Genomic DNA, 26,589 nt, shown 5'->3' with positions numbered 1-26,589 from the left:
ACGATTTTCAGTCGTCACCGTCGGCCGAGTTCGCACCGGCAAGCCGCAGCGCCAGTTCGCTGTAGAGCCCGGCAAGCCGGTCGGGATCGGTGTACCGGCCGCTGGGGAACCATCGACAGATGTCGACACACAACGAGATGATCGAGAGTGTCACTCCCTCGGCATCGGGTACCTCGAACACACCGGCGGAGATACCGGCATCGACGATGCTGCGCACGATCCGGGTGGTCTGCCGACGCAACTCGACGATCGTGCGGTAGTGCTCGGGAGACAACGCGGTCAGCTCGTACTGGATCACCCGTCCGCGCACGTGGTTGGCCGCGTGCCAGGCCGCGAATGCGCCGACCACCGTTCTGAGCCTGGTCGCCGGTGGGGCGGTGACCGGATCGCTGTCGGTCAACAGCTCCACGCACTTCCGGTGCCCCTCGTAGCTGATCGCGTAGAGCAGTTCTTCCTTGGACCGATAGTGCGGATACATCGCGGCCGGGCTGAGTCCCAGCCGTGCCGCGATGTCGCGGGTCGTGGTGCCGCCGTAGCCGTTCTCCGCGAAGGCCTCGGCGGCCGCGTCCCGAATCCGCCGCGCGGCCTTCGACTCCTTGGTCGGCAGGTCACTGACCGCCCTGTCGCTCATCTTCGTCCTCCACATCGCCGATTCCTTGACAATAGCGACCAGGATGGTAGATATAAGCAAGCGCTTAGATTTAGGTCCGAACGTAATCCGAAGAGGCGCCGGGTGGGTTGACCCGGACGCCTGTCCGATCCGACACGGAAGCACACCATGAACCTGAGAATGACCGACGAGGAACTCGCCTTCCGAGACGAGCTGCGAACCTTCTTCACCACCCAGATCCCCGCCGAGATCCGTGAGCGCACCGCCCGTGGTGAATTCCGGCCCGAGGACCTGATCGAGACGCAGCGGACGCTGAACGCACACGGGCTCGCGGTGCCGCGCTGGCCGGTCGAGTGGGGCGGCAAGGACTGGACCCCGCTGCAGCACGACATCTGGCTCAACGAGATGCAACTCGCGGCGGTGCCCGAGCCGCTGGCATTCAACACCTCCATGGTCGGCCCGGTGATCGCGGCGTTCGGATCGGAGGAGCTCAAGAAGCGCTTCCTCCCGGCTACCGCGAACCTCGACATCTGGTGGTGCCAAGGGTTTTCCGAGCCCGATGCAGGATCCGACCTGGCCTCGCTCAAGACCCGGGCCGTACGCGACGGCGACAGCTACATCGTCAACGGCCAGAAGATCTGGACGACGCTCGCGCAGCACGCCGACTGGATCTTCTGCCTGGTGCGGACCGACCCGAACGCGCCGAAACGGCAGGCCGGTATCTCGTTCCTGCTCATCGACATGAAGACCCCGGGCGTGACCGTGCGGCCGATCAAGCTGATCGACGGCGGCCACGAAGTCAACGAGGTGTTCTTCGAGGACGTGCGCGTCCCCGCGGAGAACCTCGTCGGCGAGGAGAACGCCGGCTGGAGCTACGCAAAATTCCTGCTGGGCAACGAACGTACCGGCGTGACCCGGGTCGGCGCCTCGAAGCGGCACATCGCTCAAGCCAAGACCTATGCGGCGCAAACGAAGATCGGTGAGAAGTCGCTGCTCGACGATCCGCTGTTCGCCGCGCGCGTGGCCGAACTGGAGAACGACCTGCTGGCGCTGGAGCTGACCCAGCTTCGCGTGGTCGCCGACTCCGCGAACGGCGCACCGAACCCGGCGTCGTCGCTGTTGAAGCTACGCGGATCCGAGCTGCAGCAGGCGGCGAGCGAACTGCTGATGGACGTTGCCGGCCCCGATTCGCTCCCGTTCGACGCGGGCACCGACGCAATGTCACCACTGTGGGCCCAGCACAGCACGCCCACCTATCTGAACTACCGCAAGGTGTCCATCTACAGCGGATCGAGCGAGGTGCAACGCACCATCATCGCGTCCTCGATTCTCGGCCTGTGATCGACCCCGCATCCGGAGATTGTGAGGAACTGCAATGAACTTCGAGCTCACCGACGAACAGCAGATGCTGGCCGACACCACCAAGGACCTCCTCGCGCGCAGCTACGACGCGGAGAAGCGCAACGCCGTCACGGCCACAGAGCGGGGCTGGAGTCCCGAGGTGTGGCAGAAGTTGGCCGAACTCGGGATCCTCGGACTCGGTTTCGCCGAAGAAGACGGCGGAATGGACGCAGGCCCGGTCGAGACCATGGCAGTGATGACCGAGGTCGGCCGGCGCCTGGCCCCCGAACCTCTCCTCGACGCGGTCCTCACCCCCGGCGGGCTGGTGGCGGAGGTCGGTACCGCGGACCAGCGGGCCAAGATCCTGCCCGGGGTCGCCGAGGGCACCACACTGCTCGCCTTCGCGCACGCCGAACCCGGCCGACGCTGGCCCGACCGGCACGTGGACACGGTCGCCGCACGCGAGGGCGAACTGTGGTCCCTGACCGGTTCGAAGAACCCGGTACCGCACGGCGACTGTGCGGACGTGATGATCGTGACCGCACAGCTGCCGCACGACGAGGGCACCGGGCTGTTCCTGGTCCGCGCCGACGCCGCGGGGCTGACCCGGCGCGGATACACCACCCACGACGGGCTGCGCGGCGCCCAACTGGAACTGCTGAACGTCGAGGCCGAGCCGCTCGGCAACGGCGGTGACGCGTCGGCCGCGATCAGCGCGGCCATCGTGCGGACGCAGGCGTTGCTGTGCGCCGAGGCAGTCGGCGCGATGCAGGAGACTCTGCGGCTGACCACCGAATACCTCAAGACCCGCAAGCAGTTCGGTGTGCCGCTGGCGAAGTTCCAGACACTGACCCAGCGCGCAGCGGACATGTATGTGCTCCTGGAACTGGCGAACAGCATGAGCCTGTACGCCACGATGTCGCTGGCCGATGGAGTGGTCGATCCCGTCATCGCCTCACGCGCCAAGCTGCAGATCTCCCGATCCGCGCGGAAGATCGGCCAGGAGGCCATCCAGATGCACGGCGGCATCGGCATGACCGCGGAGTACCCGGTCGGCCACTACGTCAGCCGGCTCACCGCGATCGAGCACACTCTCGGCAGTGGCGACGACCATGTGCGGCTGCTCGCCGCCACCGTCGCCGATCACGATCGCGCGGAGCTCTGAGCAGAACGAAGGCATGCACGAGGTAGAGACGTGGGGCGACCGCGTCATGGACGATCGCCGGCACAGACGATCACCATGATGCGGTCGCCCACGTCCCGGAAGTGCCGAAGGGGGCCGGTTAAGATGCGTTCGACCTGATCGCCGTGGGCACACGGTGCCGTGTTACGCGGACCGAAGTCGAAAATGAGGCCAGATTCAGGTATACCTGGGGGATGTCGAAGACCACAGCGGGAACCAACCCGACCACCCGTTCCGACGGGGCGCCGGACCCGTTCGTGCTGCGCGACCTGCCATCGACCCCGCGGGGACTGCGTACTCGGACCGCTCTCATACAAGCCGCGCGAGTAGTTTTCGAGCGTGACGGCTACCTCGACACGAGGCTTACCGACATCACCAAGGAATGCAACTGCGCGTCGGGAACGTTCTACACCTACTTCGCCAGCAAGGAAGAGATCTGTGCGGCGGTCCTCGAAGAGGCGAAGGAGGACATGCTGCATCCCGGCATGGGCCGGGAACCCGAGTCCGACGACCCCTACCTCGTGCTCGAGGCGAGCAACCGCGCTTATCTCGCGGCATACGCCCGCAACGCCAAGTTGATGGGCCTGCTCGAACAGGCCGCACACGCCGACCCCTGGTTCCGGGAGTACCGCAACCGTCGGTCCGAGACGTTCGTCCTACGGAACGCGCGAGGGATCGCCAACCTCCAGGAACGCGGAATCGCCGATCCCGAACTCGATCCGCTGACAACGTCCCGGGCCCTTTCCGGAATGGTGAGCAGTCTCGCGTACAGCGTGTACGTGCTGGAGGAAACATACGGCGCGAGCAAGCCCGTCCCCTTCGACGATCTCGTCCACACCGTCACCCGGATCTGGGCAAACGCACTCCGTCTCCATCGAGAAGGCTGACCACGACCGACCCGCCGAAACCGCAACTCCTCTACTGGCGCGGACATCACGTCGACCCCGGAAATCCCCTCCGCTCTACGCAAGTCGGATCAGCCTCCTGCGGTAGCATCGAACGTGTGAAGTATTCACTTACCTGGGCACCGGCCGTATGACCGCCAAGGCGAGTGACCCACGCGGCGCCGGCAAACGAACGAGGCTGACCGCGGACGCACGGCGTGAGCAGATCATCGAAGCTGCTCGCGTCGTGTTCTCGAGGTCGGGCCTCGCCGGTACTCGCACCCGCGACCTCGCCGCAGAGGCAGGTATCAACGAGGCGATGTTGTACCGGCACTTTCCTTCGAAGGAAGAGCTCTTCGAAGCTGCGGTGGCGCAACCTCTCGAAGACGCGGTTGCAGCGTGCGTCGAGTTCGCCGGCGTAGCTCCCGCGCAGTTCGATGCGACTGCCGAACTACAGCAGCAGCAAACACGGCAATTCATCTACGATCTCTGCGCAGCCATGGAGGAGATCGCGCCGCTGCTCGGGGTTGTGCTGTTCGGCGACGCAACAGAGGCACAGGTCTACTACAAGGACCGCATCCAGCCCTCGCTCGCGAAGATTCAGACGGTGATCGAAACCAACTATGCTTCGTGGCCGCACCGCGACTTCGATCCCGAGTTGGTCGTCGAGTCACTGTTCGGTTTGACTTGGTTCCTGGCCGTCTCGGAAAAACTGAGCGGCCGGAAACGCAATCGTGAAGAGGTGGCCGAGCAGGTCATGAATCTCCTCATGAACGGCCTGAAAGTTCCTGCGGACCAAGACATCCCGAACCCGGATCACTAGGCCAGGATCGCCTGTGAAGGCTACCGTTCAGGTCGACGGAGGAGCCGGCACCTCGAACACGTTCAGCAACGCCGACACGCTGAGATACGCGCCGGCCAGTTGGGCCATGTCGACGACACCCCGCTGCCCGAACGCCCCCACAGCGTCCTGGTAGAGCGCATCGTCGACATGACGTGTCCGGACAATCTCCTGCGTGAATCGCGCAGCAATCAACTGGTTTCCGGTCAGCCCGACCGGTTCTTCCCCTTTGGCCAACGACTGTATTGCGCTCTCGGGAACGTCTACCGCGCGCGCCGCAATCTTGTGCGCGTAGATTTCGTAGTCGGCTCCCCACAGTCCGCCCACCGACAGGATCACGACCTCTCGGACCGCTGCGGGAAGTGTCGAATTCGCCGATACGGAGCCGAAGTACTGCATGGCTTGCCTCCCGATCGTCGGGCTGACCACAAAGGCGTTGAACGGGCCGATCGGATGCCCCTCGGAATCGACGATCTGGATACCGGGGTCCTGCTGCGCCGGAAGGAGCCGTTGCTTTATGTACTCAACGGTGTCTAGTTGCTCCGGGCTCGCCTCGTTCGAATCCACCAAAGTCAGCCGACCGCCGAGATCATCGCGACAGTCGGTACCCATCCCTGAAATCCTCTCGATTCGACATGAAACCTCGATTCCGGCGGGAGCCGCTGCACGCGTCAGATCGAATTGGTTCGGCGACGGGCCAACTCGGGGAACTCGCCTCGGCGACACCACTCTTGGATCATCGTGACGAAGGAATACGACCCACGCGGATCACCGACGTTCAGTTTGAACGTACGTCCCTCGGTGTGGCCGTCATCGTTGTAGTAGCCGGGCGTGCAGTCCGGACGTCCGAACGGCACGCCGTCGCGCAACAGCATCTCGACCCATTCGTCTTGGGCTTCCTTGGTCACCTCGACCTCGTCGTTGCCTTCGGCGAGGACCTTCTCGACGATGGCGGCGATGTTCTCGGCCGCATAGTTGTTCGACTGTGTCACGTTGGCACCGAGGAACGAGCCCTGCCACAGCTGAATGATGAACATGTTGGGGTATCCGTGCACATGCATTCCGTGCAGGGTTTCCATACCGTCCGCCCAGGCCTCGGACAATTCGATACCACCTCGACCGACAACCTCGAATCCAGCGCGATTGACGATCTCACTGCCACCGGTGCCGTACTCGAAGCCGGAGGCGTAGATCAGGCAGTCGACGGGGTATTCCTGTCCGTCGACGACGACACCGGTCGGCGTGATTCGTTCGACCCCCTGTCCTGCGGTATCGACCAGGTGCACGTTCGGCCGGTTGAATGCCGGCAGGTAGTCGTCGTGGAATCCCGGCCGCTTGCAGAACAGGTCGTACCAGGGCTTGAGGTTTTCGGCCGTCGTCGGGTCCTCGACGATGCTGTCGATGCGGGCACGACGCTCCTCCATCAGAGTCAGGTCGAGGTCGCCGACCGCTGCCATCACCGTCTCCGGCGACATCTGCTCCAGCGGCACCGAATGCATCTGCGCCCGCATACGCCGTCCGAGGCTGGTCCAGGCGTCATCGACCAGATCCTCGACCACGACCCCGGGCTCCGGCTTACCGAAGAACCCGTCCCAGTTGCGGGTGAAGCTGTCCAGCAGCTTCTCCTGGCCGCCTGGCTCTTTGAGTATCTGCAGGGTCGCCTCGTCCAAGGGGCCGTTTCCACGCTCGGCGACCGACGAGGGTGTGCGCTGGAAGACGAACAGTTCCTCGGCGTACTTGGCGAGCTCCGGAATCAGCTGGATGGCAGTTGCCCCGGTGCCGATCACCCCGACGCGCTTGTCGGCGAGCCCGGTCATCGGCGCACCGAGCGCGTCTCCCCCGGTGTAGGAGTAGTTCCACCGCGAGGTGTGCATCGTCTGCCCCGCGAAGTCCTCGATCCCCGGGACGCCGGGCAGCTTCGCAGTGCTGAGTGGGCCCAGGCCGATGCCCAGGAACTGCGTGGTGAAACGGTCGCCACGGTTGGTTTCCACCGTCCAGCGCGATGACGTCTCGTCCCACGTCGCGTTGGTGACCTTGGTATGGAACAGGGCGTTGTCGTAGAGCCCGAAGTGTTTTCCGATCCGGCCTGCATGCTCGAGGATCTCCGGACCGTGCGCCCACAACTCGGTCGGCACATAGCCGGTTTCTTCCAACAGCGGCATGTAGACCACCGACTTGGTGTCGCACATCGCGCCAGGGTACCGGTTCCAGTACCAGACACCACCGAAACCTCCTGCGGTATCGATGATTCGGACGTCGTCGACTCCACGCTTCTTCAGCTGCGCACCGGCACAGAGACCCGAGAAACCGCCGCCGATGAAGGTGAAGGTGACGTGGTCGGTGACAGGTTCGCGTTCTTGCACAGGCGTCCAGGGATCGTCGGCGAGTTCGGCGAACTTGCCTTCGAGGCGGTGGTACTGATTGATCCCCTCGGGACGGATGCGCTTGTCACGTTCCTCGGCGTAACGCGCACGGATCGCGTCCTTGTCGATCGCGGGGTCCAGTGTGACCGATTCGGGCTCGGTGCCGGTGTGGATCGTCATGCTGTCTCCTCCAGGAATCGGGTGAGTTCCCGTGTGAACTCGTCCTTGCTGTCGAGGTTCGAAAGGTGTCCGGCGCCGTCGAAGATCACCAGGCTGGCGCCGGAAACTTTCCCGGCGATGGCTTCGGAGTGCGCGACCGGCGTGAGTTGGTCCGCAGCCCCCACGAGCACCAGGGTGGGTACGGCCACCTGATGCAAGCGGTCGAGGAAGTCGAGGCCGCCGATGGCTTGCAGGCCGGCGTGGAACGCACGCGGATCCCGGCTGGAAAATCCCTCCCGGAACCGTTGGACGTATTCCCGATCCTCATGAATCGCGGTGGCGTCGAAGCAGATCGGGACGAACTGGTCGGAGACCGCTCCCATCCCGTATCCGAGCGCGGCATCACCCGCCTGCGCAAGGTTAGCGGCCGTCGCCTCATCGATACGGGAGCTGGTGTCGGCCAGGACCAGGCCGGCCACTCGCTCCGGCGCGTTGAGCGCGAACGCCTGGGCGATCATCCCGCCCATGGAGAGGCCGACGACGTGCGCCCGGTCGATCTCCAACGCGTCCAACACTTGTCGGACGTCTTCGGCGTAGTCCTCCAGCGTGAGTCCTTCACCGGCGAACTCCGACTTCCCGTGTCCACGGGTGTCGATGGACACCACTCGGTATCGGTCGGCAAGCGCCTCGACCTGTGGGTTCCAGTTCGTCAGGTCACCGCCGACACAATGCAGGAACACCACCGGTGTTCCGCCGTTGTTCTCGCCGCGGATCTCGACGTTGAGTTGTATGTCGCCAGACTTGATCAGCATTGCTCGCTCCAAAGTGAGTAAGTGGCTACTTCATTAGTGTGTGACCTGCGTCATACGCTGTCAAGTAGCACCACGGACGGCCAGGTTGCGGCCCGAACTGCTACTGCCAGAACAGGTTCGCTCCGGATCACCGAGGCCTATCGACCCATGTGGGAAGGCGACCTTCGCGGCCGTTTCGGACGGCAACTACTTATGCGCAGAGGAGAAGATGCAGCCGGCACATCGCTGACGATTACGTGAGCTGGGTCATACCGATGACCGGACGGGGCAAGTCTCACAAGAGTTGAGGCGCTTGTCAACTATCGAGTCGGCCGGGCCGACCTCGAAACTCGGCTCGACAGGAAACTCCTACGCCCGCCCCCACTCTCGGTTCGGACGACGTCCCCCTGACCTACACGACGCTCTCGCCCACCGGGGCGAATCCGAGTGGGAGCACATGGATCTCGACGGCAGCCGTGTCCGGGGTGAGTGGGCCGGCGGCAGGTGTGGTTCCGGCGATCGAACCACACCCGCCCGAGGGCAACACACCACCGGACTGCGTACAAGGGGTCAGCGGGTGCCGCTGATGCCGCCGTCCACCGGAATCACGGTCCCGGTCAGATACGCGCCCGCCCGGGACGACAGGAAGATCGCGGCACCGGCGATATCCTCCGGCGTCCCCACTCGGCCGAGTGGCACATCGGCCTCGACCGCGCTCCGCAATTCCGGATCGTCCAACACGAACGCCATCATCTTCGTCGGGAACGGCCCCGGCGCAACAGCATTGACAGTGATGTGCTCGTCGGCCAACGATCCGGCCAGCTTCCGGGTCAGCATGTGTACCGCCGCTTTCGATGCCCCGTACGAGAAGTTCTCGCTCTTCGACACCACCAGACCGTCGATCGACCCGACGTTGATCACCCGGGCCGGGTCGTCCGGACTCGCCGCGGCACGCAACTGGGGCAGCAGCGCCTGGGTCAACGCGAACACCGATGTGACGTTGAGCCCGAGCACCTTGTCGAAGCCCGATGCCGGAAACTCGTCGATCGGCGCCCCCCAGGTGGCGCCGGCGTTGTTGACGAGCACGTCCACCCGATCGAAGGTGCGGGCCACGAACGCCGCGAGCTCGACCACACCCTCCTCGGTACTCAGGTCGGCCGGATACGCGACGACGTCCCCGACCGTGGAGAGTTCCGCCGCGGCCGACTCGCAGGCATCGGCCTTGCGGGACGAGATGATCACCCGTGCACCGGCTTCCGCCATCCCCTTCGCGATCATCAGGCCGATGCCGCGTGTGCCTCCGGTGACGACGACGGTCTTGCCCGCGACGTCGAACAGGTCGCTCATGCCGCGACCTCGAAGAGGCCGGCTGCGCCCATACCGCCACCGATGCACATGGTGACGACCACGTAGCGAACACCGCGACGCTTGCCTTCGATCAGCGCGTGCCCGACGAGGCGGCCGCCGGTCATGCCGTACGGGTGCCCCACGGAGATGCCACCGCCATCGACGTTGTAGCGCTCCGGGTCGATTCCCAGTTCGTCGCGGCAGTACACCGCCTGCGACGCGAATGCTTCGTTCAACTCCCACAACCCGATGTCGTCGACGGTCAGGGCGTGCTGCTCGAGCAGCTTCGGGATCGCGAAGACCGGGCCGATACCCATCTCCTCGGGAGCGCACCCGGCGACGGCGATCCCGCGGTAGACACCCAGCGGGGTCAGGCCGCGGCGCGACGCCTCCCCGGCCTCCATCAGCACCGATACCGAGGCGCCGTCGGAGAGTTGTGACGCGTTACCCGCCGTGACCGTCGAATGTGCGGTGACCTGTCCGTCGGGCAGCACAGTATTCAGGCTCGCCAGAGACTCGAGCGTGGTGGAGGGACGGTTCCCCTCGTCCTGCGTGAGAGTGACCTCCTTCTCGGACACCTCGCCGGTGGCTTTGTCGACCACCTTCATGACGGACGTGAACGGCACGATCTCGTCGTCGAACCTACCGGCGGCCTGCGCGGCAGCAGTCCGTTGCTGAGAGAGCAGTGCCAGTGCATCCTGACGCTCGCGGCTGACGCCGTAGCGTTCGGCAACGATCTCGGCGGTGTGCAGCATCGGCATGTAGATCGCCGGAATCTTCTCCACCAGCCACGGATCGGCGACGCGGTGCCTGTTCATGTGATCGTTCTGCACCAGCGAGATCGATTCGACGCCACCCCCGACGGTAATCTGCATGCCGTCGTGGACGATCTGTTTGGCGGCGGTCGCGATGGCCATCAGACCGGACGCACACTGCCGGTCCATGCTCATACCGGAGACCGTATCGGGAAGACCGGCACGCAGCAGCGCCTGCCGCGCGACGTTGCCGCCGGTCGACCCCTGTTGCAGTGAGGCCCCGAGAACAACGTCCTCGACCTCTCCCCCGTCGAGGCCGGCCCGCCGCACGGCATGCGTGATCGCGTGCCCGGCCAGCTCTTGGGCCTGGGTGTCGTTGAACGCGCCGCGGTACGCTTTGCCGATCGGCGTCCTGGCGGTCGAGACGATGACTGCTTCCCTCATGGGAACTCCGTTTCTTGTAGTGCGACGCAAGTGTCAGGGCTGGAAGACGAGACGGCCCACGGTGGTTCCGTCGCCGAGCCGGCCGATACCGTCCGCGACGTCGGTGAGCTCGAGCCGCTCCCCGATCAGTGGTCTGAGCAGGCCTTCGTCGGCGAGACGGGTCAGTTCGGTGTGACACTCGTCGATGATCGCCGGATTCTTCGTCTGGTACAGGCCCCAGTGCAGCCCGACGATGGAGTAGTTCTTGATCAGCGCATGGTTCAGTGCAGGCTGTGGAATCGTGCCGCCGGCAAAACCGATGACGACGATCCTGCCTTCGAACGCAATGCATTTGGTGGAACCGTTGTAGGCATCGCCGCCGACCGGGTCGAACACGATATCGGCACCGTGACCGCCGGTGAAGTCCTTCACCGCCTGCACGAAGTCGTCGGTGCGTCGATCGACGACCATGTCGGCACCGAGTTCCTCGGCATACCGGGCCTTCTCGGGGCCACCGACCACACCGATCACCGTCGCGCCCGCGGCCTTACCGAGCTGAACGGCCGCGCTGCCGACACCACCGGCCGCGGCGTGCACGAGCAGGTAGTCACCCTCGTTGATCTCGACTCTGCGGTGCAACGCGAACCACGCCGTCTGGTAACCGATGCACAGCGCGGCAGCCTCGGCGTCGTCGAGTGCCTTCGGGGCGGGAAAGACGTTGGCCTGATCCATCACCACGTACTCGGCGAACGCGCCCCCGGGCAATACCGGGGTGCCGACCACCCGGTCACCGACCGTCGCCCGGGTGACGCCGGCCCCGGCTGCGACGACTTCGCCGCACAGCTCGACGCCCGGGGTGAACGGCAGCGGTGGCTTGATCTGGTACTCGCCGCGGCAGAGCAGAACGTCCGGGAAGTTGGCCGGGGCGGCCAGCACCTTTACCAGCACCTGACCGTCACCGGCCGTGGGTTCGGCGACGTCTTCGAGCCGCAGGACGTCACGACCCTCGCCTAGTTCGTTGACACGCCATGCTTTCATCGTGGTTTCTCCTGACGGTGTTCGTCGGTAGCGCTGAGAATCGATCAGCGTGGAAATCGGGTTGTGCGGCGTCTCCGCAATCAGGCGGCGCCGATCAGCCTCTGGGCCCGCCGGCGACGTAGACGACCTGACCGGACACGAAGCCCGCACCCTCACCGACGAAGAACGACGCCATGTTCGCGATGTCCTCCGGCCGACCCACACGCGCGACCGGAATCTCCGACGCCGCCCTCTTCTTGAACTCCTCGAAGTCCACCCCCATCCGGGCAGCAGTAGCAGCAGTCATCTCGGTCTCGATGAAACCCGGCGCAATCGCGTTCGCAGTGACCCCGTACCGACCCAACTCGAGCGCAAGGGTCTTCGTGAACCCCTGCACCCCCGCCTTCGCCGCCGAATAATTGACCTGACCGCGATTCCCCAACGCCGACACACTCGACAGATTCACGATACGACCGAACCTGGCCTCCACCATGTACTTCTGGGCCGCCCGGGTCATCAGGAACGACCCCCGAAGATGCACGTCCATCACCGCATCCCAATCCTCGACCGTCATCTTGAACAACAGATTGTCCCGAGTGACACCCGCATTGTTGACCAACACCGTCGGCGCACCGAGCTCCGTCGCGACCCGCTCGACCGCAACACCCACCGACACCTCGTCCCCGACATCCGCACCCACCGCCAACGCCGAACCACCGACAGCCTCGATCGCGGACACCGTCGCCGCACACGCAGACTCGTCGAGATCGACCACCGCCACCGCACACCCGTCCGACGCGAGCCGCACCGCCACCGCAGCACCGATACCCCGCGCCCCACCGGTGACGATCGCAGTCCTACGTTCCTGAATCATGTTTCTCTTCCTCACTGTTCGTCTTCGATATCTGTACGGAAATGCACTTGTGTTCGGCGGCAAGGCCGGTAGATCAGATCCCTGCGGCGTCCGCGATCTCGCAGGCCTTGTGGACGAGCGCGTCGATCCGCGGGACCGTCGGGGTGCCCGCTGCCGCCTTGTTGGCGGGAGTGTCCATCGCGCGGCGCATGACCCCCTCCGCGATGATCGCCACTTTCCACAGCCCCAGCGTGTGCCAGAACTTCAACGCCTGGGAGTCCCGGCCCGTCTCGTCCAAGTAGATCTGGGAGATCTCGGATCGGTTCGGGAATCCGTCGAGGGTGGACGGCGCGAACTCGCCCCCCGTGTCCTCCCCTTTTTCCGGCCAGTAGGCGAGCATGGACCCCATGTCCGCCAACGGATCTCCGAGAGTGGACAGCTCCCAGTCCAACGCCCCCACGACCTCACCATTGTCCCGGGACACGATCACGTTGCGCAGGTGGAAGTCGCCGTGCACGAGCGAGAGTTCGGTTTGCTCGGGTGCTGCGGCCACCAGGCGTCGGGTCAGGTCGTCGAGCTCGGGCAGTTCTCGCGTCTTCGACTGCTCCCACTGCCCGGACCACCGTTTGAGCTGGCGTGCCGCGTACGGCTTGTGGCCGGCCAGGTCCGAAAGACCGACCTCCTCCAAGTCCACTGCGTGGATCTTGGCGAGGGTGCGCGGCAGCGACACCGCCATCTCTCGGCGCCGTTGCGGGGAGAGCGACTCCGCGATCTCCATCGTGTCGACGACCTGTCCGTCGATGAACTCCATCAGTACCAGTGGCACGTCGGAGATCATGTGGTCCTGCGTGACACCGAAGATCCGCGGCACGGGCACGTCGGTGCCGCCGAGCGCGGACATGATCCGTGCCTCCCTCGCGACATCGTGCGCGGACGCCAGCAGATGGCCGAGAGGGGGTCGTCGGAGCACCCATCGACGACCGTCCTCGTCTTGTACGAGGTAGGTGAGATTCGACTGTCCGAGTCCGATCCTGTCGAACGTCAACCGGCCGGCGACCGCGATGCCGAGAGCATCGAACCATCGGGTGACCGCAGCCGAGTCGATCCCCACTATGTCCTGCACCACACGGCTTTCGGACACTGCGTCAGACACCGATGGACGCTCCCCTCCGGTACGGCGCCGCGTCACCGAGGCGCTGGCCGCCGTCGATCACCATGGTCTCACCGGTGATCCAGGACGCCGCATCGGACGCGAGGAACGCGATGGCAGCAGCGATGTCGTCCGGCTCACCGATGCGGGCCAGGGCCGTGGCCGCGGCGACCTGCTCCTCGTGCTCCTTCCACAACGCCTCGGCGAGCTTGGTACGCACCACGCCGGGCGCGACCGAGTTGACCCGGACTTTCGGCGACAACTCGAGGGCCAACTGCTTGGTGAGATAGATGAGCGCCGCCTTGGACACGTTGTACAGGCCGATGTCGGCTTCGTGACCGAGGCCGCCGATGGAGGCGGTGTTGATCACCGAGCCGCCGTGCTCGCCCATCCACGCCTCGGTGGCGATGCCGGTCCACAGAAGCGGAGCCCACAGGTTGACGTCCATGGTTTTGGCGAACCGGCCGTGATCCTGGTCGATCATGGGACCGAACGCCGGATTGGTACCGGCATTGTTGACGAGAATGTCTACGCTGCCGAATCTTTCGAGCGTCAGGTCGATGCAGCGACGGGCCTGATCCTCTTCCACAGCGTGCGCACCGACACCGATCGCGCTGCCGGAGATCTGGGCCGCGGCCGCGTCGGCGGCCTCCTGCTTCCGGGAGGTCAGCACCACATTTGCGCCCGCGGTCGCGAGAGCCTGCGCGGCCGCCAGTCCGATGCCTCGCGAGGCACCCGTCACGATCGCAGTCTTGCCGCTCAAATCGAGAGTCTTCATGCGGGAACACCTTCCGGTCGCAGGTCTCGGTACCGGCGCAGTTCACGACGGGCGAGGGCCCGCTTGTGCACCTCGTCCGGGCCGTCCGCCAGACGCAGGGTGCGCAGGTGCGCATACGCCATCGCAAGCGGGAAGTCGTCGGTGACACCGGCACCGCCGTGCACCTGGATCGCGCGGTCGACGATCTTCAGCGCAATTGTGGGTGCGGCGACCTTGATCGCCGCGATCTCGGTCTGGGCTTCCTTGTTGCCGACCGTGTCCATCAGATGGGCGGCCTTGAGGGTGAGCAACCGAATCATCTCGATGTCGATGCGCGCCTCCGCGATCCAGTCCTGGATGTTCGCGTTGTCGGCGACCGGCTTACCGAAGGTGATCCGCGACTGGGCGCGCCGGCACATCAATTCGAGAGCCCGTTCCGCCATACCGATGGCCCGCATACAGTGATGGATCCGGCCCGGTCCGAGACGGGCCTGGCTGATCGCGAAGCCCTCCCCCTCCCCCTTGAGGATGTCCTTGGCCGGAACCCGCACATCCGTGAAGTCGATCTCGGCGTGCCCCTCACGGTCCTGGTAGCCGAAGACCGGAAGGCCACGCATCACGGTTACACCGGGAGCATCGATCGGGACGACCATCATCGACTGCTGACGGTGTGTGGCCGCGGTCGGATCGGTCTTGCCCATCACGATCATGACCTTGCAGTTCCGATGCAGAGCGTTGGACGCGAACCACTTGCGGCCGTTGAGGATGTACTCGTCGCCTTCCTTGACCATGGACAGTTCGACATTGGTGGCGTCGGAGCTGGCAACGCGCGGCTCGGTCATCGCGAACGCGGAAGCCATGGTGCCGTCCAGCAGCGGCTTCAGGTACTTCTCCTTGTGCTCCTCGGTGCCGAAGAGTTCGAAGACCTCCATGTTGCCGGTGTCCGGGGCGTTACAGTTGCAGGCCTCGGAGGCGATGTGGCTGCGGCCCATGATCTCGGCGAGCGGCGCGTACTCGAGGTTCGTCAGGCCGGCACCGGTTCCGGGGTGCGGGTGGAAGAGGTTCCACAGACCCCGCCGCTTTGCCTCGGTCTTGAGCTCTTCCAGGATCGGCGGCTGGAAGTGCGGGTCACCGGAGGCGCGCATCTGTTCCTCGTACACGGCCTCGGCCGGGTACACGTGCATGTCCATGAAGTCCAGCAGTTCCTTCTGTAACTGCTGTGCACGTTCCGAGATGTCGAACAGGGACATGAGAACTCCTGACAGGTAGGGGGAAAATTCGGGGCTCGACGCTCGTGACCACGATCGCTCGCACGGACGGGTGATCGTCGGCAGCCTCGAGCTGATCGAAGTATTGATCCTCGAGTTGATCGTTCCAGGCGTCGAGTCGCTCCGGTCGGTTGAAGACCAGCACTCGGACGGCACCTCGGTCCTCCGAGAGCACCAATGCAGCAGACTGCGTCATCACACGTTCTCCAGTAGCGACTTCTGATACCGACGCATACCCCGGAGCCAGCGGTCGTAGTCGGATCCCTTGTGCCGGTACATGTCCAGTACTTGCGGGTGCGGCAGGATCAGGAACCGTTCCTCCTCGATCGCGGCGAGGGTGTCGGCCGCGACCTGCGCCGGTTCGAGGACGTCACCCGCGGAGACGACCGCTTTCGCGGCCGCGGCGCTCAGTTCGTCGACCACGTCCTCCTCCGGGAACAGCAGCTTGGTCTTCACACCCTGGGGGCACAGGCAGCTGACCTTCACACCCTGTTCCCCGTAGGTGACGCTGAGCCATTCCGCGAAGCCGACGGCTGCGTGTTTCGTGACCGAGTAGGTGGCCGAACCGATCTGGGTGAGCAGGCCTGCGGCGGACGCCGTGCTGACGAAGTAGCCGTCGCCGCGTTCCACCCATCCCGGTACCAGCAACCGGGCGGCGCGGATATGCGATCGGAGGTTCACGTCGAGCGACCGATCCCAGGCGGCCTCGTCGGCGTCGAGCCCCGGCGCACCGGTGATGCCGGCGTTCGCGAAGTACATGTCGACCGGACCGAATACCTTCTCGGCCAGAGCAATCAGATCGCGGATCGCGCTCGTACCCGAGGTGTCCGCACAGGCGGCCACCGCGCAGGCAGGATGCTCGGCATCGATCCTGTCAGCGGTGGCCTTCGCCGCGGCCCCGTCGAGGTCCGCGACCACCACGTGGGCACCCTCCCGGGCAAGGGCGTGTGCGATCGCGCCGCCGATGCCGCCTCCGGCGCCGGTGACGATGGCCACCTTGTCTGCAACCTTCACTGAAGCGCCCCGCTTTCATGTCGATCGGGTGTGAGGGGGTGAGCCGTCAGAACGTGATCTACGTCTCGATCCATGTATAATTGAAATCGGCGTCATATTCAAACCAAACTCGATGGTCCGGCCTGGAACACCACACCCCATCGACCGGCACTCCCCATGGAGAACCATGAACACGACCACAGGAATCCACCCGAGCACTCGGATCACCACGCACCGGATGATCGAGCTCGAAGGCCCCGACGAGCCGGTCATGGTTGCCGAGCCGTCGGCACACGTCGTCGCCTGACACACGATCGCCACCCAGATCTTCTCGACAGACACCATCACCAGAGGTGGGACGAGTTGCACACCTCACCACCGATTCGGAAAGGCCGCTGATGCCGAACCTGCTCGATCCGATCACCCGTCACGCCGCCGCCTCGCCCACCGCCGTCGCATTGCGTACCGACACCGGCCCCCGGACGTACCCGGAGTTGCACGACGCCAGCCTGCGATACGCGAGCGCACTCCGTGAGGCCGGCGTCGGAGTTGGCGACCGGGTCCTTCTCGTTGCCCCGTCCGTTCCCGAGTTCGTTGTGGCTTACATGGGAATTCAAGCGATCGGTGCCGTGGTGGTGCCGGTGAACACCATGTCCACCGCCACGGAGTTGACCTATTTCCTCACCGACTCCGGCGCGCAGCTCGCGATCGGCTGGCACCGACTCGGACCCACGGTGGCCGAGGCCGCCGGCGCGGCGGGCATACCGTCCTGGACCCTCGCCCCGGGTGCTCCCACCGACTGCGCACCGATCGCCGAACCGGTCGACCGGGCCGGCGACGACACCGCCGCGATCCTGTACACCTCCGGCACCACCGGGAAGCCGAAGGGCGCCCAACTCACCGTGGGAAACCTACTGGCTGCGGGCGAGATCGGCACGGCGGTGAGTCGTTCCACCGCCGCGGACCGCACCGGTACCGGGCTCCCCCTGTTCCATGTGTTCGGACAAGCATCGGTCATGATGGCCGCCTTCGCCGGCGGCGGCTCACTGTCGCTGCTGGAACGGTTCACGCCGGCGGGCATGGTCGAGATGCTGCGGCGCGACGGCCTGACAGTCGTCTGCGGCGTGCCGACGATGTGGAATGCCATGTTGCACACCGCCGGCGACACCGGCCCCACGGACTTCGCCCACCTGCGTGTCGCGGTCTCCGGTGGCGCGTCACTGCCCGGTGAGATCGGCCGCCAGTTCGAGGCGAGATTCGGCTGCACCATCTTGGAGGGCTACGGCCTCACCGAGACCACCGCCATGGCAACCTTCAACGACACCGACCGGGCCGGCAAGGTCGGCTCCGTCGGTTCGGTCGTGCCTCGACTCGGGGTCGAGATCCGCGACCCCGACGGTCGCCCCTGTGCCACCGGCACCGTCGGGGAAGTGTACGTACGGGGCGCCACCGTCATGAAGGGGTACTGGAATCGTCCCGACGCCACCGCTGCAGTCCTCGGCCGTGACGGCTGGTTCCGCACCGGCGACCTCGGCACGTTCGACGAAGACAAGGATCTGCGGATCGTGGACCGACTGAAGGACCTGATCATCCGCGGCGGCTACAACGTCTATCCCAGCGAGATCGAAGAGACGCTCTACCGGCACCCCGACATCGTCGAGGCGGCGGTCGTCGGAGTTCCCGACGACCACTACGGCGAAGAGGTCGCGGCCGTCGTCTCGGTCCGTGCGGGATCCACCCTCACCGGCGAACAACTGACCGAATGGAGCCGGAACCGACTGTCCGCCTACAAAATTCCGCGTATCGTTCAGTTCGTCGATGCACTTCCGAAGGGCACGACAGGAAAGATCCTCAAGCGTGCCATCGACCGCGACGAGCTGCGCGCGTCCTCGGCCTGATCGCATCGGGACACCGTCCGGCGGGGCCGAATCCGCAAGCTATGTATGCAGTCGGTCGCGCCCCGCCGTTTCGGGAACGATGTGAGAGTGCGTCGGGCACCGGTCAGCGGAACGCTGCTTCACCGGTCAAGGCGTTGCCGATCGTCAGCTGGTGCACCTCGGAGGTGCCCTCGTAGGTGAGGACGGACTCCAGGTTGTTGGCGTGCCGGATGACGGGGTACTCGAGGGTGATGCCGTTGGCGCCGAGAATCGTGCGGCACTCCCGCGCAACGGCAATGGCCTCGCGCACATTGTTCAGCTTTCCGGTGCTGATCTGCTCCGGGGTGACTTCGCCACGGTCCTTGATCCGACCCAGCTGATACGCAAGGAGATGACCCTTGCCCACCTCGAGTGCCATGTCCGCAATCTTGGCCTGGGTCAGTTGGTAAGCCGCGAGCGGCTTGTCGAACACCTCGCGGACCCGCGCATACTCGATCGCTGTTTCGAGGCAGTCCCGGGCGGCGCCGATCGCGCCGAACACGATCCCGAATCGGGCCTCACCGAGACTGGTGAGCGGACCACGCAGCCCCTTCGCCAGCGGTAGCATCGCCGAGGCCGGCAACCGAACCCCGTCGAGCACCAGTTCCGCTGTCACCGAAGCACGTAGTGACATCTTCTTCTTGATCTCGAGTGTGGAGAACCCGGGCGTATCGGTCGGAACGACAAAACCGCGGATGCCGTCCTCGGTCCGAGCCCACACCACCGCCACATCGGCGACCGATCCGTTGGTGATCCACATCTTCGTACCGTCGAGGATCCAGTCGTCACCGTCGCGTCTGGCGTGCGTACGCATTCCCGCAGGATTGGATCCGAAATCCGGCTCGGTCAGCCCGAAACAGCCGATCTTTTCGCCCGCGGCCATGCCGGGAAGCCACTCCTGCTTCTGTTCCTCGCTGCCCCAATGGTGGATGGAGAACATGGCCAGCGATCCCTGCACCGACACCAAGCTTCGGATACCGGAATCGACCGCTTCCAGTTCGAGACAGGCCAATCCGTAAGCGGTGGCACTCATACCGGCGCAGCCGTAACCGTCGAGATGCATGCCGAGGACCCCGAGAGACCCCAGTTCCCGGGCAAGTTCACGCACCGGAATCCGCGCCTCGTCGAACCACTGCGCCACGTGTGGGCGAAGCCGATCGTCCGCGAATCTCCGTACCGTGTCGCGGATTTCGATTTCATCCGGCTCCAGTAGGGAGTCGAGGGCGAACAACTGGCTCAGGGTCTGGGGCATGAGGTCCTCCGGCGAGAAGTGAATCGCTACCGCTCCGACAGCAGCAGGAGGGCGCGAGAACGATTGCGAGAACGATTGCATCGTCTACGCTATGAGACGCCGACAGGCCCGTCAACCAGGACGGGCACAGCCGCAGAAGAGGACTCGGAAGCATGCCCCGCCCACCACGCGCACCGACGCTGACGGACATCGCAGCACGCGCCGGGGTACACGTCTCGACGGCGTCCCGCGTGCTCCGCCAGCAGGAACCCGCCGACGGATGGTCCACCTCCGCCCTCCGCGTGCGTGAGGCAGCGGCGGAACTGGGCTATCAACCCAACCTGTGGGCGGCGAGCCTACGCACCCGCAAGACGACCACCCTCGGCGTGATCATGACACGTCTGACCGACGGCGTCGTCGCCACTACGTACCAGGGCATGGAGAAAGCTGCGACCGACGCCGGATACTCGGTGCTCCTGTCGAGCCCACCCGACGACCTCGAAGCACAACATCGGGCCGCCGAGCTCCTCATCGGCAGACAGGTCGACGGTCTACTCCTCGGCGGCCTGCACATTCCCGGGCACTCTTTCGTGGATTCGCTGCCGGTCGACCGGATGCCGATTCTGACGGTTACTCGTCACGCCGATGCCGGCCTGCCGTTCGTCGGCGGTGACGACCGGCGCGGCGGGTACCTGGCCGGACGCCACCTCCTCGATCGCGGGTACGGCGACATTGCGGTGATCGCCGGCCCCGGCCACGCCAGCACAGCCCGCGATCGTGTCGACGGATTCCTCGCCGCCATGGCAGAAGCCTCGGTCACCGTACGACCGGATCGAATACTGCGATCGACCTTCGACGTCGACGGAGGAGTCACCGCGGGCCGGGCACTGCTCGATCGTCCCGACCGCCCTCGCGCAATATTCGCGGTGACCGACACCATCGCCATCGGCGCACTGGGAGTTGCCCGCGATCTCGGGCTGGTCCTTCCGGACGACCTCGCTCTCGTCGGATACAACGACATCCCGATCGTGGCCCAGCTGCCCGTTCCCCTCACCACGGTTCGGTCTCCCGCCGGCGAGATCGGTGCGGCGGCAGTCGGGAAACTACTCGACCTGATCCAAGGCAGGGAAGTTGAATCGCTTTGCCTTCCAGTGGAACTGGTTGTTCGAGCAACGAGCTGATGTAGATCCCGCACCTGATCGCACCCCTCACGGAGCCCGCGACGGCAGGGGCCCAGCAGTTCCCGACGCTCTTCACGGAGGGTCGATCTGCAACGAATGATGCTCTCGCACAAGGCGTGTACGTCGACCACGTCGGACGCACGGAAGATCGACGACACCGGGTTCGATTCTGCCGCTCCGGCACCTACCCGTTGACATTCACACTCCCCACCCTCAAACTAAGCAAGCGCTTAGTAAAGGTGTCGGCACCGAGAAGAGGCATGAAGTGAAGCGAGCGATTTTCACCGACGATCACGAACAGTTCCGCGCGTCGATCCGGGACTTCCTGGCGCGTGACGTGATGCCGAACGTCGAGTCCTACGCCGAAGATCGGATGATCCCGCGCGAGGTGTGGCACAAGGCCGGCGAGCAGGGAATCCTCGGACTCGAGATCCCCGAGACCTACGGCGGAGGCGAAGCGGGCGACTACCGGTTCAACGCCGTTGCCACCGAAGAGTTGGCCGCGGTCAACATGGCGCTGGCGTCGAGCTTCGGTATCCACTTCGACATCGTGGCGCCGTACGTCGTCGACCTCGCCTCCGAAACCCAGAAACAGCAGTGGCTGCCCCGGATGGCCACCGGTGAAGCCACCGCCGCCATCGGCATGACCGAACCGTCCGGCGGTTCGGACCTGGCGAGCCTCGAGACCTCCGCCGTTCGAGACGGATCCGACTGGATCCTCAATGGCGCCAAGACATTCATCACGAACGGCTACACCGCCGACGTCGTGGTCGTAGCTGCCCGCACCGACCCGACGAAACGTTCGAAGGGCATCAGTCTCTTCCTCGTCGACGCATCACTGCCCGGCTTCGAGCGGGGCCGCAAGCTAGACAAGGTCGGTCAGCCCGAGGCCGACACCGCCGAATTGTTCTTCGACGACGTCCGACTCCCGGCCGACACGCTACTCGGTGAACCCGGTACGGGATTCGTGGCGATGATGGAACGCCTCCCGCAGGAACGGATCGGGACGGCGGTCACCAACGTCGCACACGCCAAGCAGATCCTCCTCGAAACCATCGAGTACTGCAAGGAACGCAAAGCGTTCGGGAACTCGATCGGATCGTTCCAGCACAACAAGTTCCTGCTCGCCGAACTGGTCACCAAGATCGAGGTCGCGGAGGCGTACCTCGACGCCGCCGTCGCCGAGCACGCCGCATCCGGCCTGAGCGCGGTCGACGCAGCCAAGGCGAAGTGGTGGTCGGCCCAGGTACAGAACGAGGTGCTCGACCACTGCGTGCAACTACACGGCGGGTACGGCTACATGCGGGAATACCGCGTCGCCCGCGCCTGGATGGATGCCCGCGTCACCAAGATCTGGGCCGGATCCAACGAAATCATGAAGGAAATCATCGGACGCGATCTCGCACTGTGACCCCGACCGGCGTCGGTCGCCGGAACGCACTCGGAGGGTTCGGCGTCGTGGATCCGGCACCGTTGTCTCCAGCACAACAGCCAGACGTACCTACTCCGTTACTTTCCCGAAAGGTGGATGCCGTGGTCATCTCCGAGACAACCGGATCGTGGTCACAGGACCGAACAACACGGCGAGAGCATCGAGCGGCGGCCGAGATATCGTCCTCGGTCCCCGAGGCCGTGTCGAACCTGCGCCGCAGGCGAACCATCTGACAGCGTACCGATGCGTAAGAACAACATTCGTACTCGACGCACCGGCAGCCGACAGTTCTCGCCTGCCGACATCCGCACGCACCTGATCTTCGCCCTGATGTGGGCGACCTATGGGGACGCGGGTAACGAATACGTCTATCCCACCTTCGGTGTCCCACCCGCAGCGTTCTACCGACGCGTACTCGAAATCATCGCAACAGGACAGGCCGACCCCCATCTCGACCCCGAGACACTGCGCCGGCTCGAACGTGCGTGTGTCCGGCACACTGAACCGTGAGTCGGCCTACGACGGCAGCGTTCCGGACGGTGACCGCGCCGGGGCAGCCCCACTACCGCGAAATCGAAGCTCATCGCGCATCATTCACGACTTGCGGGGTGGCCGGGGGGCGGCCCCAAGCCACTCAGGATCATCTTCGTGATGCTGTGCGCCGTCTCGGACTGGTCACGTTGCCGGTCACCGAGCCTGTCCGAAACCGAGAGAAACCAGGTCATCCCCAGTACGAGGCGCACCGTCAGATCGGAATCGAACTCTCGATGCGTCCACGCAATCATGTTGGCGTTGGTCACGTTTCGGATCCGATCCAGCGATGGCTCGATACGCTTCCGGAAGTACTCGGCAGCCTGATCCGCCTGCCCGAACAGGATGATCCCCAGGAGCGGACCGATCTCGTCCATGGCAGACATCAGGTCGAGCACGAACCGGTACGTTCTCTCGTACATGAGGTCGCCGGTACTGTCGAATTCGGCTGGCGGACTTCCTGAAATCTCGACCAGCCTGCCCACCGCCTCTTCCAGCGGCGCAGCAACTGCGGCCTCGAACAGCTGTTCCTTCGACCTGAAATGGCGGTACAACAGCGACTCGTTCACACCGGCAGCAGCAGCTATATCACGCGTCCGGGCGCCCGCGAGACCGCTGCGCTGGAAGACCTGACGTGCCGATTCGATGATCTGCAGGCGACGTTCGTCCCCGGTAAGTCTCGACTGCGTGCCGGCGGAGGCCAACGCCCCCGGACGATCGCGAAGAGGCTCACTCATCGCAGCAACGCGGCGCAGACTGTAGGCAGATGCTCCATAGCCCAAGACTAGGGGATCGGGGTACGAGGTCCGAACCGTCCGCTACCGCGACGACACCGCTCCGGAAGAACCTCGACTCCTACGTGGCCGGTTCCGGGGCCGACAAGCCCCTCCCCGTCCTCGTGACCGACGCGATCCCCGATCTGCCCTTCCGGAAATCCGGCGCCCGAGCAGACCACCGAAGGCGGACGACGTCGAGGACAGGGGACGGTACACACCCGTCCCTGCGCAGACAGGAACAGAGCTCACATGGCGTGATCGACCCAAAAACGAGGCCACGACCTCTTTCGAGTTTGTGGCCTCGTCCGTTGCAGTTCGTGGAACTGCATGTTGTGTGCAGTTCGCGAAGCCTGGTCACGGGTAGTTTCTGTTTCGTTGATCCAGAGGATTCCGGAGCGTTTTCCAGAGTGGTTGCGGACACGGCCCGTGAACGTGGACGCCGCACTCGGCGGATCAGCCCACGGAAGCAGACCCGCCATCCCCGGCAGGAAGCCGAAAGAAGTCGCAGTCGACACCCGCGTACATACGCCTGTCCACGTACTCGAAGCGAACCTTTTCGAGCACGCGCACGCTTGCCTGATTCCCCACCTCGACATGCGCGCACAGCCCGCTCGACGACAGTTCACGCGCCGGATGCTCGAGATGCCAGCTGACCAGAGCGTCGGCGATTTCCGTCGCTAGGCCCTGACCCCAGACGTCCCGGCTCAGGGCATATGCCAACTCACGACAAGAGTCGACCTCACCGAACCCAGCGCGGCCGATCATGTCGCCGTCGAAGTTCTCCACACGCCATTTGGTCCAGCCCCTGGTGCACTGCTCGTGGAGGTAGCCGTCGAGTCGCGACCGAGCCCCTGCGAGGGTGTCGGGCCGTCCATAACCGATGAATCGCATTGTGAGCGGGTCGGCGTGCAGAGCAACCAGGTCGTCGAAGTCGCCCGGTAGCCATTCAGTGATCGTCAGCCTGTTGGTACTCAGGATGGTTCGGCGAGGCACAGCCATCATCTTCCCAGCCGAGAAACAGGACGAGGTCACGAACTCTTAAGAGTTCGTGACCTCGTCCGTCGCAGTTCGTGGAACTGCATGTTGTGGGCGAAGGGGGACTTGAACCCCCACGTCCCGAAGGACACTGGCACCTGAAGCCAGCGCGTCTGCCATTCCGCCACTCGCCCGAGCGACGCTGAAAACAGTAGCACGCCTCTTTGGAAAAACACGATTCGTGCAGGTGAGGGCAGTAAAATCACGCTTATGAGCGTGACCGGAACCACCGGGAAGGAGTGGCCGGATATCATGCAGGGGCAGCGGCACGGACTTCTGCTGCCGCGACACGCAGACTGACCGCGAACAGACAACAGCAAGGTTCATGCCGTGGGGATCGTCCAACGTTTCGAGCGCAAGCTTCAGGGGGCCGTCGGCGACGCCTTCGCACGCGTCTTCGGTGGCGGCGTCGTTCCCCAGGAAGTGGAAGCCGCACTGCAGCGCGAGGCCACCGACCACGTCCAGCAACTCGACGGCGGCCACTACCTGGCCCCCAACCGCTACGTGATCACGATCAACGAGTCCGATCACCAGAAGTTGGCGTCGGACCACGAACTGACAGTGCAATCTTTCGCCAAACATCTCGAGGGATACATCCGCGAACAGGGCTGGCAGACGTACGGTGACATCGATGTCCGTTTCGAGCCGTCCTCGACGCTGCACACCGGTCAGTTCCGCGCGGCGGGGTCGGTCGATCCGGACGCGCGCCGCGCCGGTGGTGCACCCGGACCCGATCCCCGAGCGGGACAATCCCCCGTTTCCCCGACCCCAGGAGCAGGCCCCATGACGCAGAACTCCGGACACGAGCCCGGACGCGACCCGAAGGATCGGGAACAGTCCCGCGCCGATCAGGGACAGGGCTACCGCCAGGACTATCCGCAGGACCCCCAGCAGGCCCACTACGACCAGGCCTACGGGGCGCCGCAGCAGGGCGGCTACCAGGCCGACTACCAGCAGCAGGGCTACGACGCCCAGCAGCCGTATCCGGGCCAGTACCCCGGCTACCAGCAGGGCGGCTACCAGCAGGGATACGACCAGGGTTACCAGGGACAGGCGTACCAGGACCAGGGGTACGACCCGAACTATCAGGGCGGCTACGACCAGCAGGGCTACGCCGACTACAGCTACCAGCAGGGGTACGACCAGCAGGGGTACGACCAGCAGGGCGGCTACCAGCAGGAGTACGAGCAGGCCGGCTACAACCAGGCGTACCCGCAGGGTGATTACCAGCAGGGATACGACCAGCAGGGCGGCTACCAGCAGGGATACGACCAGGGTTACCAGGCCGGGTACGCCCCCGAGGCGGGCCGCACGTTCACCGTGACCCTGCAGCTCGAGGACGGCAGCGGACGCTTCTACCAGCTGCGCGAGGGCAACAACATCGTCGGACGCGGTCAGGACGCGCAGTTCCGTCTGCCCGACACCGGTGTTTCCCGCCGGCACCTCGACATCCGTTGGGACGGCCAGGTCGCGATGCTGTCGGATCTCGGTTCCACCAACGGCACCAGTGTCAACGGTGCGCAGGTTCAGGACTGGCAGCTCGCGGACGGTGACGTGATCCGCGCAGGCCACTCCGAGATCCTGGTGCGCATCCTCTGACCACCGCAGACGCTGCACACCCGCCGACATCGCCGAGCCCCGGGACACCGGGCGCGACGCAAGATCATGATCACTGTCGGTGGGTTCCACATATGATGCAGCCAGCCGAGAATGCCCCGGCCACGCATCCGCGCGGCCGTGCCCCCGAAGGAG

General features: G+C 64.9%; 23 protein-coding genes and 1 tRNA gene. 8 read left to right on the top strand and 16 right to left on the bottom strand.

The window, feature by feature from the left end:
* Positions 1–7 precede the first annotated feature (7 nt).
* Positions 8–631, bottom strand: coding sequence for a TetR/AcrR family transcriptional regulator (locus tag Q5696_RS00285; protein WP_305093260.1), 624 nt, complete (start codon positions 629–631; stop codon positions 8–10).
* 147 nt (positions 632–778) lie between these two features.
* Here Q5696_RS00285 and Q5696_RS00280 point away from each other — a divergent pair, with 147 nt between their 5' ends.
* From Q5696_RS00280 to Q5696_RS00265, 4 genes are all read left to right on the top strand, one after another.
* Positions 779–1,951: an acyl-CoA dehydrogenase family protein gene (locus Q5696_RS00280; protein WP_305093259.1), complete on the top strand. Its 1,173-nt coding sequence runs from the start codon at positions 779–781 to the stop codon at positions 1,949–1,951.
* Between the two features lie 34 nt (positions 1,952–1,985).
* Positions 1,986–3,116, top strand: a complete 1,131-nt coding sequence (locus Q5696_RS00275; protein ID WP_305093258.1) for an acyl-CoA dehydrogenase family protein — start codon at positions 1,986–1,988, stop codon at positions 3,114–3,116.
* A 212-nt stretch (positions 3,117–3,328) separates the two neighbouring features.
* A complete protein-coding gene (locus Q5696_RS00270) occupies positions 3,329–4,021 on the top strand; it encodes a TetR/AcrR family transcriptional regulator (protein ID WP_305093257.1) in 693 nt (230 codons plus the stop codon).
* Between the two features lie 148 nt (positions 4,022–4,169).
* Entirely contained in the window at positions 4,170–4,841 is a 672-nt protein-coding gene (locus Q5696_RS00265; protein WP_305093256.1) for a TetR/AcrR family transcriptional regulator, read from the top strand.
* 27 nt (positions 4,842–4,868) lie between these two features.
* Here the strand turns inward: Q5696_RS00265 and Q5696_RS00260 are convergent, their stop codons facing one another.
* From Q5696_RS00260 to Q5696_RS00210, 11 genes are all read right to left on the bottom strand, one after another.
* Positions 4,869–5,471 (bottom strand): carboxymuconolactone decarboxylase family protein, encoded by a 603-nt coding sequence (locus tag Q5696_RS00260; RefSeq protein ID WP_305093255.1) that lies wholly within the window; start codon positions 5,469–5,471, stop codon positions 4,869–4,871.
* A gap of 59 nt (positions 5,472–5,530) precedes the next feature.
* Positions 5,531–7,402, bottom strand: a complete 1,872-nt coding sequence (locus tag Q5696_RS00255; RefSeq protein WP_305093254.1) for a flavin-containing monooxygenase — start codon at positions 7,400–7,402, stop codon at positions 5,531–5,533.
* Positions 7,399–8,193 (bottom strand): alpha/beta fold hydrolase, encoded by a 795-nt coding sequence (locus Q5696_RS00250; RefSeq protein WP_305093253.1) that lies wholly within the window; start codon positions 8,191–8,193, stop codon positions 7,399–7,401. Before Q5696_RS00250 ends, Q5696_RS00255 begins: the two co-directional genes overlap by 4 nt.
* A gap of 549 nt (positions 8,194–8,742) precedes the next feature.
* Positions 8,743–9,519 carry a glucose 1-dehydrogenase gene (locus Q5696_RS00245; RefSeq protein WP_305093252.1) on the bottom strand — a complete coding sequence of 259 codons (777 nt, stop codon included), beginning with the start codon at positions 9,517–9,519 and terminating at the stop codon, positions 8,743–8,745.
* A complete protein-coding gene (locus tag Q5696_RS00240) occupies positions 9,516–10,718 on the bottom strand; it encodes an acetyl-CoA C-acyltransferase (RefSeq protein WP_305093251.1) in 1,203 nt (400 codons plus the stop codon). The genes Q5696_RS00245 and Q5696_RS00240 overlap by 4 nt, the downstream gene beginning before the upstream one ends.
* Before the next feature lie 33 nt (positions 10,719–10,751).
* Complete coding sequence (locus Q5696_RS00235) at positions 10,752–11,735, bottom strand: NADPH:quinone oxidoreductase family protein (RefSeq protein WP_305093250.1); 984 nt, start codon at positions 11,733–11,735, stop codon at positions 10,752–10,754.
* Positions 11,736–11,829: 94 nt separating this feature from the next.
* Entirely contained in the window at positions 11,830–12,588 is a 759-nt protein-coding gene (gene fabG, locus Q5696_RS00230; protein ID WP_305093249.1) for a 3-oxoacyl-ACP reductase FabG, read from the bottom strand.
* Positions 12,589–12,661: 73 nt separating this feature from the next.
* On the bottom strand, positions 12,662–13,693 hold the full coding sequence (locus Q5696_RS00225) for a phosphotransferase family protein (RefSeq protein ID WP_305095402.1): 1,032 nt from the start codon (positions 13,691–13,693) through the stop codon (positions 12,662–12,664).
* 19 nt (positions 13,694–13,712) lie between these two features.
* The gene (locus tag Q5696_RS00220; protein WP_305093248.1) at positions 13,713–14,495 is read right to left on the bottom strand and encodes an SDR family oxidoreductase; all 783 of its coding nucleotides are present in this window, start codon (positions 14,493–14,495) and stop codon (positions 13,713–13,715) included.
* Positions 14,492–15,724: an acyl-CoA dehydrogenase family protein gene (locus Q5696_RS00215; protein WP_305093247.1), complete on the bottom strand. Its 1,233-nt coding sequence runs from the start codon at positions 15,722–15,724 to the stop codon at positions 14,492–14,494. The genes Q5696_RS00220 and Q5696_RS00215 overlap by 4 nt, the downstream gene beginning before the upstream one ends.
* Before the next feature lie 213 nt (positions 15,725–15,937).
* Positions 15,938–16,756: an SDR family oxidoreductase gene (locus tag Q5696_RS00210; RefSeq protein WP_305093246.1), complete on the bottom strand. Its 819-nt coding sequence runs from the start codon at positions 16,754–16,756 to the stop codon at positions 15,938–15,940.
* Between the two features lie 377 nt (positions 16,757–17,133).
* On the opposite strand from Q5696_RS00210, the gene Q5696_RS00205 reads away from it, so the two are divergent.
* Positions 17,134–18,633, top strand: a complete 1,500-nt coding sequence (locus tag Q5696_RS00205; RefSeq protein ID WP_305095401.1) for an AMP-binding protein — start codon at positions 17,134–17,136, stop codon at positions 18,631–18,633.
* A 103-nt stretch (positions 18,634–18,736) separates the two neighbouring features.
* On the opposite strand, the gene Q5696_RS00200 is transcribed toward Q5696_RS00205, so the two are convergent.
* Positions 18,737–19,903 (bottom strand): acyl-CoA dehydrogenase family protein, encoded by a 1,167-nt coding sequence (locus Q5696_RS00200; protein WP_305095400.1) that lies wholly within the window; start codon positions 19,901–19,903, stop codon positions 18,737–18,739.
* 152 nt (positions 19,904–20,055) lie between these two features.
* Between Q5696_RS00200 and Q5696_RS00195 the strand changes: the two genes are divergently transcribed.
* Positions 20,056–21,063 carry a LacI family DNA-binding transcriptional regulator gene (locus Q5696_RS00195; protein ID WP_305093245.1) on the top strand — a complete coding sequence of 336 codons (1,008 nt, stop codon included), beginning with the start codon at positions 20,056–20,058 and terminating at the stop codon, positions 21,061–21,063.
* Between the two features lie 265 nt (positions 21,064–21,328).
* Complete coding sequence (locus tag Q5696_RS00190; RefSeq protein WP_305093244.1) at positions 21,329–22,474, top strand: acyl-CoA dehydrogenase family protein; 1,146 nt, start codon at positions 21,329–21,331, stop codon at positions 22,472–22,474.
* A gap of 611 nt (positions 22,475–23,085) precedes the next feature.
* Here Q5696_RS00190 and Q5696_RS00185 read toward each other — a convergent pair.
* The 3 genes from Q5696_RS00185 to Q5696_RS00175 all read right to left on the bottom strand — a co-directional run bounded on the left by Q5696_RS00185 (position 23,086) and on the right by Q5696_RS00175 (position 24,971).
* Positions 23,086–23,763: a TetR/AcrR family transcriptional regulator gene (locus Q5696_RS00185; protein WP_305093243.1), complete on the bottom strand. Its 678-nt coding sequence runs from the start codon at positions 23,761–23,763 to the stop codon at positions 23,086–23,088.
* 492 nt (positions 23,764–24,255) lie between these two features.
* Positions 24,256–24,804 carry a GNAT family N-acetyltransferase gene (locus Q5696_RS00180; protein WP_305093242.1) on the bottom strand — a complete coding sequence of 183 codons (549 nt, stop codon included), beginning with the start codon at positions 24,802–24,804 and terminating at the stop codon, positions 24,256–24,258.
* Positions 24,805–24,888: 84 nt separating this feature from the next.
* Positions 24,889–24,971 (bottom strand) — tRNA-Leu (locus Q5696_RS00175).
* Positions 24,972–25,167: 196 nt separating this feature from the next.
* On the opposite strand from Q5696_RS00175, the gene Q5696_RS00170 reads away from it, so the two are divergent.
* Positions 25,168–26,436, top strand: a complete 1,269-nt coding sequence (locus Q5696_RS00170; protein WP_305093241.1) for an FHA domain-containing protein — start codon at positions 25,168–25,170, stop codon at positions 26,434–26,436.
* Positions 26,437–26,589 lie beyond the last annotated feature (153 nt).

The sequence above is a fragment of the Prescottella sp. R16 genome (assembly GCF_030656875.1).
GTDB lineage: Bacteria > Actinomycetota > Actinomycetes > Mycobacteriales > Mycobacteriaceae > Prescottella.
Note: the sequence above shows the minus strand (reverse complement) of the source record. Positions and strands in the feature narration are given on the sequence as shown.

Bases quoted from the DNA above. Each gene is read 5' to 3' on its own strand.
- Q5696_RS00200 (WP_305095400.1), bottom strand. From the start codon at position 19,903: ATGCCCCAGACCCTGAGCCAGTTGTTCGCCCTCGACTCCCTACTGGAG.
- Q5696_RS00240 (WP_305093251.1), bottom strand. From the start codon at position 10,718: ATGAGGGAAGCAGTCATCGTCTCGACCGCCAGGACGCCGATCGGCAAA.
- Q5696_RS00255 (WP_305093254.1), bottom strand. From the start codon at position 7,402: ATGACGATCCACACCGGCACCGAGCCCGAATCGGTCACACTGGACCCC.
- Q5696_RS00245 (WP_305093252.1), bottom strand. From the start codon at position 9,519: ATGAGCGACCTGTTCGACGTCGCGGGCAAGACCGTCGTCGTCACCGGA.
- Q5696_RS00260 (WP_305093255.1), bottom strand. From the start codon at position 5,471: ATGGGTACCGACTGTCGCGATGATCTCGGCGGTCGGCTGACTTTGGTG.
- Q5696_RS00180 (WP_305093242.1), bottom strand. From the start codon at position 24,804: ATGATGGCTGTGCCTCGCCGAACCATCCTGAGTACCAACAGGCTGACG.
- Q5696_RS00285 (WP_305093260.1), bottom strand. From the start codon at position 631: ATGAGCGACAGGGCGGTCAGTGACCTGCCGACCAAGGAGTCGAAGGCC.
- Q5696_RS00205 (WP_305095401.1), top strand. From the start codon at position 17,134: ATGCCGAACCTGCTCGATCCGATCACCCGTCACGCCGCCGCCTCGCCC.
- Q5696_RS00270 (WP_305093257.1), top strand. From the start codon at position 3,329: ATGTCGAAGACCACAGCGGGAACCAACCCGACCACCCGTTCCGACGGG.
- Q5696_RS00265 (WP_305093256.1), top strand. From the start codon at position 4,170: ATGACCGCCAAGGCGAGTGACCCACGCGGCGCCGGCAAACGAACGAGG.
- Q5696_RS00280 (WP_305093259.1), top strand. From the start codon at position 779: ATGAACCTGAGAATGACCGACGAGGAACTCGCCTTCCGAGACGAGCTG.
- Q5696_RS00275 (WP_305093258.1), top strand. From the start codon at position 1,986: ATGAACTTCGAGCTCACCGACGAACAGCAGATGCTGGCCGACACCACC.
- fabG (WP_305093249.1), bottom strand. From the start codon at position 12,588: ATGATTCAGGAACGTAGGACTGCGATCGTCACCGGTGGGGCGCGGGGT.
- Q5696_RS00235 (WP_305093250.1), bottom strand. From the start codon at position 11,735: ATGAAAGCATGGCGTGTCAACGAACTAGGCGAGGGTCGTGACGTCCTG.
- Q5696_RS00185 (WP_305093243.1), bottom strand. From the start codon at position 23,763: ATGAGTGAGCCTCTTCGCGATCGTCCGGGGGCGTTGGCCTCCGCCGGC.
- Q5696_RS00220 (WP_305093248.1), bottom strand. From the start codon at position 14,495: ATGAAGACTCTCGATTTGAGCGGCAAGACTGCGATCGTGACGGGTGCC.
- Q5696_RS00195 (WP_305093245.1), top strand. From the start codon at position 20,056: ATGCCCCGCCCACCACGCGCACCGACGCTGACGGACATCGCAGCACGC.
- Q5696_RS00215 (WP_305093247.1), bottom strand. From the start codon at position 15,724: ATGTCCCTGTTCGACATCTCGGAACGTGCACAGCAGTTACAGAAGGAA.
- Q5696_RS00250 (WP_305093253.1), bottom strand. From the start codon at position 8,193: ATGCTGATCAAGTCTGGCGACATACAACTCAACGTCGAGATCCGCGGC.